This window comes from Antricoccus suffuscus (assembly GCF_003003235.1).
GTDB classification, from domain to species: Bacteria; Actinomycetota; Actinomycetes; order Mycobacteriales; family Antricoccaceae; genus Antricoccus; species Antricoccus suffuscus.
Genome location: NZ_PVUE01000017.1, coordinates 99754 through 111646, shown reverse-complemented (window position 1 = coordinate 111646; position 11893 = coordinate 99754). Strand labels below are relative to the sequence as shown.

Annotated in this window: 10 protein-coding genes and 1 tRNA gene; 4 read left to right on the top strand and 7 right to left on the bottom strand. The window is 63.0% G+C overall.

The genetic code is table 11. The features are described 5' to 3' along the window. The first annotated feature begins 115 nt into the window (after positions 1–115). Positions 116–1141 (top strand): zinc-binding alcohol dehydrogenase family protein, encoded by a 1026-nt coding sequence (locus CLV47_RS17260; protein ID WP_106350341.1) that lies wholly within the window; start codon positions 116–118, stop codon positions 1139–1141. A gap of 29 nt (positions 1142–1170) precedes the next feature. After that, positions 1171–1668 carry a nuclear transport factor 2 family protein gene (locus tag CLV47_RS17255; RefSeq protein ID WP_106350340.1) on the top strand — a complete coding sequence of 166 codons (498 nt, stop codon included), beginning with the start codon at positions 1171–1173 and terminating at the stop codon, positions 1666–1668. A 28-nt stretch (positions 1669–1696) separates the two neighbouring features. Here the strand turns inward: CLV47_RS17255 and CLV47_RS17250 are convergent, their stop codons facing one another. The 5 genes from CLV47_RS17250 to orn all read right to left on the bottom strand — a co-directional run bounded on the left by CLV47_RS17250 (position 1697) and on the right by orn (position 6991). Then, positions 1697–3424 (bottom strand): thiamine pyrophosphate-dependent enzyme, encoded by a 1728-nt coding sequence (locus CLV47_RS17250; protein WP_106350338.1) that lies wholly within the window; start codon positions 3422–3424, stop codon positions 1697–1699. A gap of 50 nt (positions 3425–3474) precedes the next feature. Further along, positions 3475–5091: an FMN-binding glutamate synthase family protein gene (locus CLV47_RS17245; RefSeq protein WP_106350337.1), complete on the bottom strand. Its 1617-nt coding sequence runs from the start codon at positions 5089–5091 to the stop codon at positions 3475–3477. 63 nt (positions 5092–5154) lie between these two features. Then, positions 5155–6147, bottom strand: coding sequence for a D-2-hydroxyacid dehydrogenase family protein (locus CLV47_RS17240; protein ID WP_238145488.1), 993 nt, complete (start codon positions 6145–6147; stop codon positions 5155–5157). Between the two features lie 51 nt (positions 6148–6198). Further along, a tRNA-His gene (locus CLV47_RS17235) sits at positions 6199–6274 on the bottom strand. An 87-nt stretch (positions 6275–6361) separates the two neighbouring features. Further along, entirely contained in the window at positions 6362–6991 is a 630-nt protein-coding gene (orn, locus tag CLV47_RS17230) for an oligoribonuclease (RefSeq protein ID WP_106350335.1), read from the bottom strand. Between the two features lie 78 nt (positions 6992–7069). Here orn and CLV47_RS17225 point away from each other — a divergent pair, with 78 nt between their 5' ends. Then, a complete protein-coding gene (locus CLV47_RS17225) occupies positions 7070–8683 on the top strand; it encodes a helicase HerA-like domain-containing protein (RefSeq protein ID WP_106350334.1) in 1614 nt (537 codons plus the stop codon). A 217-nt stretch (positions 8684–8900) separates the two neighbouring features. Next, entirely contained in the window at positions 8901–9935 is a 1035-nt protein-coding gene (locus CLV47_RS17220) for a hypothetical protein (RefSeq protein WP_106350333.1), read from the top strand. Between the two features lie 2 nt (positions 9936–9937). Here the strand turns inward: CLV47_RS17220 and CLV47_RS17215 are convergent, their stop codons facing one another. Both CLV47_RS17215 and CLV47_RS17210 read right to left on the bottom strand, forming a co-directional pair. Then, positions 9938–10642 (bottom strand): TetR/AcrR family transcriptional regulator, encoded by a 705-nt coding sequence (locus CLV47_RS17215; protein ID WP_106350331.1) that lies wholly within the window; start codon positions 10640–10642, stop codon positions 9938–9940. 176 nt (positions 10643–10818) lie between these two features. Continuing rightward, the gene (locus tag CLV47_RS17210; RefSeq protein WP_106350329.1) at positions 10819–11877 is read right to left on the bottom strand and encodes a GNAT family N-acetyltransferase; all 1059 of its coding nucleotides are present in this window, start codon (positions 11875–11877) and stop codon (positions 10819–10821) included. Positions 11878–11893 lie beyond the last annotated feature (16 nt).

Below are 11893 nucleotides of genomic sequence, written 5' to 3'. Positions count from 1 at the left end.
TCACGGCTGATCGCCGCTTGACCCGCCGACTACATCAGTTACCGTGTCCCATATCTACCTAGACACCGGTGTCCCCCATCAACCTAGACAGCACACAGAGAGGCCGGAGTCAACGATGACACAGACAGTTTCCGCCGTTGTCTATCGCGAATGCCTGTCCACTGATGATCCGGCGTCGCTGGTCGACGTCGAGATCGCCCGGCCCGAACCGCGTCCGCGCGATTTGCTGGTGCAGGTCGAGGCCGTCTCGGTCAACCCGGTCGATGTGAAGCAGCGCACGCGGGTCGAGCCGCCGCCCGAGGGCCGCGTGCTCGGATACGACGCGTCGGGCGTCGTGCTCGAGGTCGGTTCTGAGGTCACGTTGTTTGCGCCCGGTGACCAGGTCTACTACGCGGGCAGCGTCGACCGTCCCGGCACTAATAGCGCCGTGCACGTGGTCGACGAACGCATCGTCGGTCGTAAACCGGCCAACCTGACACATGCTCAGGCCGCCGCCATACCGTTGACCGCGATCACCGCGTGGGAATGCCTCTTCGACCGCCTCGGGGTCACGGCCGACGAGACCGGGACCATTCTGGTGCTGGGCGGCGCGGGCGGTGTCGGGTCGATGGCGATTCAACTGGTCAAGGCGCTTACCAAGCTCACCGTGATCGCGACCGCATCGCGCCCCGAATCGCGTGAGTGGGTGCGGCAGCTCGGAGCGGACCATGTCGTCGATCATTCAGGCGATCTGGCGAAGCAGCTTCGGCAGATCGTGCCGGATGGCATCGAATACGTCCTTACCCCACAGAGCCCCGGGCTGATGCAGACGTTCGCGCGTGTGGTGAAGCCGTTCGGTCACATCGTCGCGATCGACGAGGCACCCGACCTTGACATCATGCTTCTGAAAGGAAAAGCGATCTCGTGGCATTGGGAGTCAATGTTCACCCGGCCGATCTTCGGCACGCCGGACATGATCGAGCAGCATAACCTCCTTGACCGGGTGGCCGACCTCATCGACTCCGGATCGATTCGTGGCACTCTCACCGCGACGCTCGGTCCGATGAACGCGCAGACGCTTCGCGAGGCGCACCGTCGCATCGAGACCGGCCGAACGATCGGCAAGATCGTCATCAGCAGTCATCCGGTGGACAAGCAGTAACCCGGTTCTGTACCGAAAGGAGCCAGCCAATGGACGGACCTGAACGACACGACTACGAGCGCATTGTGCGGGAGTTCGAAGACAAGGCGAGGATCGAGCGGCTTTTTCGGACGTACGCAGACGCGTGCGACGAAGGCTACAACCCCGAGCTGCTCGGCCCGCTGTTCACCGAGGACGCCGTGTGGGCGGCGAGCTCTGAGAGCGGCACGTCAGACTTTGGTGTGTACGAGGGCCGCGCGGCAATCATAAGACACTTCAGCGGAGCCTCTGCGCGAATACCGTTGTCGCACCACATTGCTATGTCGCCGCAGATAGACATCGTCGTACCCGGTAAGGAGGCGACCGGACGCTGGAACACGATTGTGTTCATGAAACTGGCGGCCGATCCTCTCAGTGAACGCGACGACGAGGCAATGATGATTGCCGCGGTCTATCGCCACGAGTACCGCTGCGAGGACGGCAACTGGCTGATTTCTCGGCTGGACGTGCATACGCGCTTCGACACCCGAATACGCCAGGTCGGTTAGTGTTTCCCGGGGCCTCAGGGCATTGGGCCTAGTCGGCGCCTCTGCTCTGCAGGATCTCCTTGGACTTTGCGATCGCGAAACCCCAGCCCTGGCTAAGTTTTACCTTCGGCGGCAGGGAGATCTCCTCGGGATTCGTGACGATGTCAACCAGCACGGGTCCGTCGTGAGCGAGCGCCTCGGTGATTGCTGCCTCGACCTTCTCCGGATCCTCGACTCGGATGCCGTGCAGACCACACGCGGTGGCGACGTCCGCGATGACCGGGTTGTGCAGGATCGTGCCAAACTCGGCAAGCCCGCCTTGCTCCTGTTCGAGTTTGACCATACCGAGCCGGCCGTTGTTGAACACGATCAGCTTGACCGGCAGTTTGTAGGTCACGGCCGTGATCAGGTCGCCGAGCAGCATGGTCAGTCCGCCGTCACCGCAGAAGGCGATCACTTGGCGGTCCCCGTATAGCTGGGCGGCGCCGAGCGCCTGCGGCATGGCGTTGGCCATCGAGCCGAGGTTGAACGAGCCAACCAACTTGCGTGATCCGCGCAGTTCTAAAAGGCGTGAAAGCCAGACGGTCGACATTCCGGTGTCAGATGTGAATATCGCGTCGTTTGCGGCGTGTCGATCGACGACGGCCGCCACGAGTTCGGGGCGGATCGCGTTGCTGGTGTTATCGAAGTGCCGACGAATGACGCCGAGCCCTTTGCGGTCGAACTCCGGGTCGGCGAGCGCCTTTTGCCGATCCAGCCACTCGACGTACTTCTCTCTGGACTTCGCGAGATGCTTATCCGAGGGTTTCGCGGTCAGTCGCGGGAGCAGGGCGCGAAGTGTGCTCCCGGCGTCGCCAACGAGCGACAGATCCACGTGGGTGCGCCGTCCGATGTGCTCACCACGCGCGTCGAGCTGGATAACCGTCTTTCCTTCTGGGTACCACTCGCGGTAGGGGAAGTCGGTACCGATCATGAAAAGCACATCGCACTCGTCGAAGGCATGCTGTGCCGCCGGGTTGCCGATCAGTCCGGACTGGCCGACCTGGAACTCATTGTCGCCTTCCAGACCCTCTTTGCCTTTGATAGTCAGGACCATCGGCGCCTGCAGACTTGCGGCGAGCTGCAGCAGTTCGGCGCGTGACTCGCGGGCGCCCATTCCGGCTAGCAGCGTCACCCGCTTGGCGTCGTTCAGCAGCTCCGCGGCCTGGTCGAGTTGTTCGGTCGCCGGTACGCCGGCTCGCGATCTTTCGATGAATCGGGCTCGGGTGTCGCTGGGTACGTCGAGCCCGCCGATGTCGCCGGGCAAGGTAAGCACCGCGACCCCACCTAGCTGGATTGCCGCGTTGACCGCCTGCTCCAGCACGTACGGAAGCTGTTCTGGGCTGGTCAGGGTGCGAGCGAAAACCGACACGTCGGCGAAAAGCGCGTCATTGTTGACCTCTTGGAAGAAGTCGGTGCCGATCTCGGCGGAGGGCACTTGTCCGCAGATCGCGAGGACCGGCGCGTGTGACTTCTTCGCGTCGTACAAGCCGTTGAGCAGGTGAATCGATCCGGGCCCGACGGTACCCATGCATACCCCGATATTGCCGGACAGCTGCGCCTGCGATCCGGCCGCGAACGCAGCGACCTCTTCGTGACGCACGCCAATCCAGTCGATGCGATCCTCTTTGCGGATTGCGTCTGTGACGGGGTTGAGCGCGTCGCCGACAACACCCCACACCGACGTGACGCCGAGATCCGCCAGGGAATCGATGATGTGCTCTGCGACTGTGGTCATATGCGTTGCCTCCTTGGTGACGTCTTTTCCGGTGGGCCGTACTTGCCGAGTTATCGAGACGCGTCCGAGCGCACCGAGAAATGCGGTACGACGAAGGTGTCCGGGCTCGCGTTGTGCCAGTCGCGGGCCCACGACTCGGGTGGTTCTGCGAGCAGCTGGCCCGGGCGTAGCCATTCGTAAAGCTCGCTATATGCGCGTGTATCGGTGTGCGTGACCCGGCGCCGGAGCATGTCCGGTGACAGTTGGGCGGATTGATGAGCGCCCATTGACGCCATGAGTCGCATGGCTTCGTCGACGGTCGAGTCCTGGAACCTGGCCACTCGGGCACTCTTGTCCTCGACGTTGAGCGCGGCAGCACGCTTGGGGTCCTGGGTCGCGACCCCGACTGGGCAATGGTTGGTGTGACACCGCTGTGACTGGATGCAGCCAGTTGCCATCATCATGGCTCGTGCCGCATTGGTGTAGTCGGCGCCTTGGATCAGGCGCTTGACGATGTCCGAACCGGACGCGATTTTGCCTGCCGCGCCGATTTTGATTTGGTCGCGCAGACCGCATCCGACGAGCGCGTTGTGTGCGGTCATGAGGCCCTCAGTGAGCGGTGTGCCGACATGGTCCTCGAACTCCAGAGGCGCCGCTCCAGTGCCGCCTTCGGAGCCGTCGATAAGGATGAAATCGGGCGTGATTCCCTCGGTACGGATGGCCTTGCAGATGGCGAGGAACTCGACTCGGCTGCCTACACACAGTTTGAATCCCACTGGCTTACCGCCGGAAAGCTCGCGCATTCGGGCGAGGAACTGTACGAGCTCCCGCGGGGTAGAGAACACCGAGTGATTGGCCGGGCTGACGCATTTTTCGCCGACCGGCACTCCTCGCGCGTCGGCGATTTCGGGACTGACCTTCCCGGCCGGAAGGACACCACCGATCCCAGGCTTGGCGCCCTGGCTGAGTTTGAGCGATACGCATTTGATGGAGTCGTGTGCGGACTTGTCGGCAAAAATTCCGGGGTCGAAGTGGCCGTCCTTGGTGCGTGTGCCGAAGTAGCCGCTGCCGATCTCCCACACCAGGTCGCCACCGTGCTCGAGGTGGTACTTCGTCAGCCCGCCTTCTCCAGTGTCCTGCGCGAAGCCGCCGATCGCCGCACCTTTGTTCATCGCGCGAACCGCGTTCGCCGACAGCGCACCGAAGCTCATCGCTGAGACGTTGAGCATCGCCATGTCATAGGGACGCGCGCATTGGTCACTTCCGATGCGCACCCGTGCCGGTTCACTTGGTTTGCGAATCGGTGTGGTGGAGTGGATGAGATATTCGTAGCCGACCTCGTTGACGTCGCGCTCGGTGCCGAACGCTTTCTCTCCGGCGATGCCTTTCGCTCTTTCGTAGATCAGCGTGCGGGTGTCGCGGTCGAACGGGCGCCCGTCGACGTTGCGTTCGATGAAATACTGCTGCATCTCGGGGCGGATTTTCTCGAGCATGTATCGCAGATGGCCGAGCACCGGGTAGTTGCGCAACACCGAGTGATGGTGTTGAAGCACATCCCAAATACCGAGCAGCAGAAGCGCAAGCAAGATTCCGGCGGCAATCCACCACCACACTCCGACAAGCACAGCGAGCAGGACGAATAGCACGGAAAGGGCTGCTAACGCGGTCAAGATGGATCTGCGGATCATGGTCGAAACTCTAGCCGGGTTGAGGACGAACTGGCGTGTTGACGGTGTGAGGCACCTCGGACGCTAACCGATGACGCGGATCGCCTTGCCGGCAGCGAATGCGGCGATGTCCTCCACGGCCTGCGGGAAGAAGTACGTTCCGTAGTTCTCTTCGGTGACGTATCCGAGATGTGGCGTCGCGAGCAGTCGCGGTGCGGTCCGCAGATAGTCGTCTGCGGGTAGTGGCTCGACGTCGAATACGTCGAGGGCAACGCCGCCTAGCCGCTCGTGAGCCAAAGTATCGCGCAGGGCCGCCTGGTCGATGATGGGTGCTCGAGACGTATTGACCAGTAGCGCCGACGGTTTCATGGCGCCAAGCTGCTGCGCGCCAAGTAGACCGCGGGTCCGGTCACTCAGCTTCAGATGGATCGTCGCGACGTCGCTCACTGCGAGTAGTTCGTCGAGTGAACTGGCCAGACGGGCACCGCTCGCGGCGGCGGCGTCCGCGGTGAGGTTCTGGCTCCAGGCAACAGTCTGCATTCCGAACGCCGTACCGACCCGTGCGACTCGTGATCCGAGTCGCCCGAGCCCTATTACGCCTAGAGTGCGGCCGTGCAGATCTACGCCGAGAGTCGATTGCCACGGGCCGCCGGAGCGCAGAGCGTTGTTCTCGGCCACGATGCGGCGGGCCAGCCCGAGGATCAGCGCCCAGGTGAGCTCGACCGTGGGCGCGGTTGCCGACTCGGTGCCGCACACCGTGATCCCGAGCTCTGCCGCCGCAGTGACATCGATGGAGGCGTTACGCATGCCGGTCGTGACGATGAGTTTTAGCCGCGGCAGGCGCTCGAGAAGCGAGCGGTTGATTTCGGTGCGCTCGCGCATTGCCACGACTACGTCGTACTCACCGATGCGGGCGACGAGTTCGTCCGTATCGCTGATGTGATCACTTAGCGCATCGACGGACAGTGCATCGGCGTACGCCGCCCACTCGGGATAGCCGGTCGCCACAGTTTGATAGTCATCGAGAACCACACAGCGCAACATTCTCTTCTCCAGACCCCGGCTGGATAACGTCATCGGGACTGAGCGTCATAACAACCGATGCCTATGACGTTACGCATGAAGACTTGGGGTGAGTGACGGGATTCGAACCCGCGACATCTGCGACCACAACGCAGCGCTCTACCAACTGAGCTACACCCACCATCGTGTCGAACGGCTAGGCCATACGACGACGACAAAGGATAGCCGATCGGTACCCCGCGGCGTACAAGGGGATCGACCGATCACGCTAGGCGCCCGGCGTCACCGCTCGGGGAGTCGCATCGGAGGCCGCCTTCGCCTCATCGGAGGTTGGTCCAGGGTCCGCCACAAAGACGCTTGCCCGGTAGTAGCGCAGCTCGGTGATCGACTCGAGGATGTCGGCAAGCGCGCGGTGCGCGAGGCCTTTCTCCGGCTGGTTGTAGTACGCGCGTGGGAACCAGCGGCGGGTCAACTCCTTGATCGACGACACGTCGATCATCCGGTAGTGCAGCAGCGCGTCGACGTCGGGCATGTCACGAGCGATGAAACCTCGATCGACCGCGATCGAGTTACCGCACAGCGGAGATGTACCAGGTGTCGTGATCCACCTGGAGAGGTAGTCCACGACCTGCTGCTGCGCATCGGCCATCGAGATCGTCGACGCTCGCACCTCTTCGGTCAGGCCGCTGGACTTGTGCATCTCGACGACGACCTCGGGCATCTTCGCAAGCTGTTCGTCGGTGGCGTGAATGACGATGTCGATGCCTTCATCGAGTACGTTGAGATCGCCGTCGGTTACGACCGCCGCCACCTCAATGAGCGCGTCCGTGGCCAGCGACAGGCCCGTCATTTCGCAGTCGATCCACACCAGCACGTCGGTTTTTTCGCGATCAGTCATGGGCTGAAGCCTAAGTCGTTAGGCTAAGGCTGTGTCGCCCCACCCGGCGACGTCTGATCGCACCCTGGGAGCCATGCAATGACAGAGCCGACGACACCAGCCGAACCTACCCCTGAAACACAGTCCGCACCGAGCGCGGCCCCGTCGGCCGACGCCGCGGCAACCGAGATCGCGGCCGGCTACAAGTCCGATGGCGCGGCGCTGAAACTCGGCGCGGTCATCCACGACGGCACGGTCTTCGGCGATGCCCAGATCACGATCCCGCTGTCGATGATGAATCGGCACGGGCTGATCGCGGGTGCCACCGGCACCGGAAAAACCAAGACGCTGCAACTAATAGCAGAGCAGCTGTCCGCGAACGGCGTACCGGTCTTCGCCGCGGACATCAAGTCGGACCTGTCGGGCCTTGCGGCCGCAGGGGAAGCTAACGCGAAGGTTGATGAGCGCAGCAAGCAGGTGCACGACGACTGGGCGGCGACTGCGTACCCGGTCGAGTTCTTCTCGCTCGGAGGGGACAAGGAGTCCGGTACGCCGCTGCGCGCGACAGTTACGGCGTTCGGCCCGCTGCTGCTGTCGAAGGTGATGGGCCTCAACGAGACCCAGGAATCCTCGTTGCAGCTGATGTTCCACTGGGCCGATACCAAAGGCCTGCCACTGTTGGACCTGAAGGATCTGCGAGCCGTAATCAGCTACCTCACCTCGGATGACGGCAAGGGTGAACTTGACCAGATCGGCGGTGTGTCAAAGGCGACCGCGGGTGTGATCCTGCGCGAGGTGACCGGACTGCAGGCGCAGGGCATGGATGAGTTCTTCGGCGAGCCTGAGTTCGACACTCATGACTTGATGCGCGTGACCGACGACGGTCGCGGGATCGTGAGCCTCATCGAGTTGTCCAAGGTGCAGGACCGCCCCGCGCTGTTCTCGACGTTCCTGATGTGGCTCCTCGCCGACCTTTACCACGATCTACCCGAGGTCGGAGATGCGGACAAACCGAAGCTGGTGTTCTTCTTCGACGAGGCACACCTGCTGTTCAACGGCGCGTCGAAGGCATTCCTCGACGCGGTGACGCAGACGGTACGTCTTGTGCGTTCCAAGGGCGTGGGCGTGTTCTTCGTGACGCAGCGTCCGACCGACGTCCCGAGCGACGTGCTCGCGCAGATGGGTAACCGTGTCCAGCACGCGCTGCGCGCCTTCACGCCCGAGGACGCGACCGCGCTGTCGAAGACGGTCAGGACCTACCCGAAGACCGAGCATTATGACCTTGAGCAGGTGCTCACTCAGCTTGGCACCGGCGAGGCGATCGTGACGGTAATGAGCGAACGCGGCGCTCCGACACCGGTTGCCTGGACTCGGCTGCCCGCGCCACGCTCGATGATGTCGCCCTGCGGCCCGTCCGTCGTTCAGCAGCTCATCGGGTCATCCGCGTTGCACGCGAAGTACGCCGACAGCATCGACCGGGACTCGGCGTACGAACGGCTCGCAAAACGCACTCAAGGGGCCGGAGAGGAAAGTTCGGCGCCCGCGCCTGAGAAGGCGACCAAGTCGACGCCGACGCCGCGTACGACGAAGCAGAAGGACGAAGAGAGTGGGATCGAGAAGTTCCTCGACAACGGCGCGGTTAAGCAGTTCATGCGTACCGCGGCCAGCGCCGTCGCGCGGAGCCTGTTCGGCACGAGCCGGCGCCGCAGGTAGCCCTGTGGATAAGTCAATTTTCTATAGTCTGAACTGGGTCGATTGACAGACATACTGTCTAAGCGCCGTGCCGACCGTTTACACTAGGCTTTGCTGATTCGCCTGCGGCGCACCGCGGCGGACGGCTGATGGGTGAATTTGGTTGACGGCGACGGTGTGGCGACCCCAGGGGCGGCAACATCGGACGTCAGTAATAAACGTCGTAGAAAGAAGTCATGTGACTGAGTCGAACGACCGCGAGCGTATCGATGCGTCCGCCGACGACGAGACCGTCGGCAGGCGCACCGCCGTACGACGTGTCGCGACCGCGCTGGGCCTGACCGCCGGCGCGCTGGTCGTGCCAACGATGGTGGGTACGGCGGAGGCTAAGCCGGGTGACGGGCTGAAGGTTGGCGGGACCACCGATGCGCTGGACGCGCAGACCGCTTTGAAGTCGGCCAGCAACGCATCAACACTGCGGATCGAAAACTCGAAGTCGCGATCCGGCCCGGCCAACGACGCCGTTGACATCATTGCTCCTCAAATCCAGCTGGCCAGCCCCGTTCCCAGCGGTAGCCGACCCCAGGTTCCCGACGTCACGGGAATGCGTTCGGGTGATATGGCTGCCTCCGGCGGAATGCTCTTCTACGGCGCTGACATCGTGCCGGATGCCGTTACCCCGGTGCAGGTGCACTCCGCCGCGTTCAGCAACTACTTTCAGTCGATTGACCCTGCCAAGAGCGTCCTGTTCGACTCAGCCACGCTGACGGCCGACGAACGCGCGTCGTACACGCTTGGCGCCTTCGACACGGCCGGTCGCCTGGTGCCGGGGCAGCGGATCGGGATCGACGCCCGCACCTTGATCAACACCAATTCGCTGCCGGGTCGCGCGGCGCTGAGCACGATTGTCACCGCGAGCGGTGGCGACACGGACGGAAGCGTCGTCGTACACCTCGACCAGACTTCTGCGGGCGATTTCGCCATCACTCAGTTCAGTGTCCTGCCAGCGGCGGTAACGGCCAATGGCAAGCCGTACGCGATCGTATCCAGTACCGGCGCCGTTACCGCCTTGGACGCCGACGACAAGCTTTGGCTGTCGGTGACCGCGGCGACGCACGTCAAGGTCCAAGTTACTGGCGCGATCATCGCCGACCCCAGCGCGATCGTCGAACCGGCCGATCCGCCGGCCGGTGCGAGCGATCCGGCCAAACGCGCCCTGCTGCAGCGGCAGGCAGTGCGTGCAATGACCGACGGGCTCACACCGCCGAAGTAGTGCTAGTTCGTTCGCTTCTTTCGCGGAGCAGCGCGCTTCTTCACCGTCGTACCGTTAAGATCTCCAGGCTCAGGCTTCAGACCGAGCGCGGAAACCCAGACATGCTTGAGGTTTTTGACTAACCGCTCTTCGCCGTACTTCGGATACTTCATGAAGTAGTTGTAGTGGAGCTGTTGGGAGATCATCGACACCAACGCACTCGCGACACCGTCTGCGTCGATCTCGGGATCGACCGCACCCTCGGCCTGCCACGACTGGATGCTTTCGCGGATCTTCTCGTGCGCCTGTTTCCGGCCGGTATTGCGAAGCTGACGGATTTCCGGGTCGTAGGTCGCGGCTTGGTCGTACAGCATCATCAGCATCGCGGAGCTCTGGTAGAAGGTGACGTACTGCCGGATGCCACGCTCGATGCGTTGGATCCGAGTGAGTCGGGTGTTGGGGTTCGACGGCCGGCGCCGGTCGTAGATATGCGGTGTGACGGTTGCCATCACGGCTCGGAAGATGTCGGTTTTGGAATCGAAGTATTTGTAGAAGGTGCCGTTGGCTACGCCGGCCTCGGTGGTGATGTCCGACACGCGTGCCTCGAGGAAGCCGTCGCGCTCGAAGACAGAGCGAGCCGCGTCGAGCAGGCTCTGGCGGGTGCGATGCCCTTTTGCCGTCAAAGTCGATTCGAGTGGGATGGCGGTAGCGGGGGACGGTTTAACCATAGCGACGTACCTCCAACATGAGTTTTCTCAGGCACGATCCGCGATCACACCAGACACATATCCTAATCTCTCTGCAGGGCAGGAATCTCGCCCTCGCGATCTGTAGTGAAACTGGCCCCGGAATCACCACCGGGTAGCGGTTTGCGAGGTGTGGGTTTGAGAGGTGTTGGTTTGGGTCAGACAGCCGAGTCGAGGTAGAGCTGCCACGACTCGGTTGTGTACTTCGTGACGAAGCCGAGCGACTCGTAGAGTCCCTGCGCGCCAGTGGGGGAGTCCGCGTCGACCTCGAGGGCAACCTCTTTGCGGTCGCGCTGAGCGGCGTCGGCGATCACCGTGTCGATCAACGACGTGGCGACGCCGTGTCCGCGTGCCGAACGCAGTACGCCGATGTACTCGATGTAGGTACCGGCCGCTGGGGTGTCCTCAGCAGGGTCCGGTCCTGGAATCACCGAGCCGACCAGCGCGCCGGCCGGACGGGGTGCAGCACCGTCATTGATCTCGGCGATCCACCAATGATCCCAATGGTGGTTGGGATCTTCGCGCAGTCGTGACACGAATGCCTCGAATGTCTCCTCGTGCGAGTTGAAGTGGTCGGAGAATGCCTCTTCGAGGACGCCATGGATTGAACGCAGGTCGCCCACGTCGGGCATGCCGTCCTCGCCGCGCCCCACGGCGCGGATCTGTACGCCGTCGCGTGGCGGGCGATCGCTCGCCGACTCATCGGGGCGTACCGGTCGCGACATGTGCCACCAGGTCCGGACACACCGTAGGCCGGCGAGAGTGAGCCAGCGGGTTTGCCGTTTGTCGGCGGAGTAGACGTCGACGTCGAGCTGTGTCTTGGCCACGTCGTTATCGGTCGCCATCGCGACAGCCATTCCACGTGCGAATTGCACGAGCACATCGCCCACAACTTCGGCAGTCTCGGCGGTCAGGTCCGGGTCGACAACGATGAGGATGACCACCCGGCCCGGAGCCCGATCATGCGCCTCGCACCATCCGCGCAGTTGGCCAGCGGCATCGAAAATGACCAGGTGCTCGCGGCGTACCCGACCCGAATCGTCGACGGCTACGGCGATCTGCGCCTCGCTAGCCGAGGCCCATCCCCGGATTTGCTCTTCGTACTTACGGCGCAGGGCCGTCATCGACGCGACGTCCGACGAGACCGCGGGGCGCGAGGCCCAACCGTCGGGAAGGTCGGAATTGGGATGAACGGAGGTGCCGGTTGGTTGAGTCATTGCCGTCAATTTTGCC

What these genes read in the sequence shown, in the direction of transcription:
- CLV47_RS17260 (WP_106350341.1), top strand. Translation starts at nt 116, where the DNA reads ATGACACAGACAGTTTCCGCCGTTGTCTATCGCGAATGCCTGTCCACT.
- CLV47_RS17255 (WP_106350340.1), top strand. Translation starts at nt 1,171, where the DNA reads ATGGACGGACCTGAACGACACGACTACGAGCGCATTGTGCGGGAGTTC.
- CLV47_RS17250 (WP_106350338.1), bottom strand. Translation starts at nt 3,424, where the DNA reads ATGACCACAGTCGCAGAGCACATCATCGATTCCCTGGCGGATCTCGGC.
- CLV47_RS17245 (WP_106350337.1), bottom strand. Translation starts at nt 5,091, where the DNA reads ATGATCCGCAGATCCATCTTGACCGCGTTAGCAGCCCTTTCCGTGCTA.
- CLV47_RS17240 (WP_238145488.1), bottom strand. Translation starts at nt 6,147, where the DNA reads ATGACGTTATCCAGCCGGGGTCTGGAGAAGAGAATGTTGCGCTGTGTG.
- orn (WP_106350335.1), bottom strand. Translation starts at nt 6,991, where the DNA reads ATGACTGATCGCGAAAAAACCGACGTGCTGGTGTGGATCGACTGCGAA.
- CLV47_RS17225 (WP_106350334.1), top strand. Translation starts at nt 7,070, where the DNA reads ATGACAGAGCCGACGACACCAGCCGAACCTACCCCTGAAACACAGTCC.
- CLV47_RS17215 (WP_106350331.1), bottom strand. Translation starts at nt 10,642, where the DNA reads ATGGTTAAACCGTCCCCCGCTACCGCCATCCCACTCGAATCGACTTTG.
- CLV47_RS17210 (WP_106350329.1), bottom strand. Translation starts at nt 11,877, where the DNA reads ATGACTCAACCAACCGGCACCTCCGTTCATCCCAATTCCGACCTTCCC.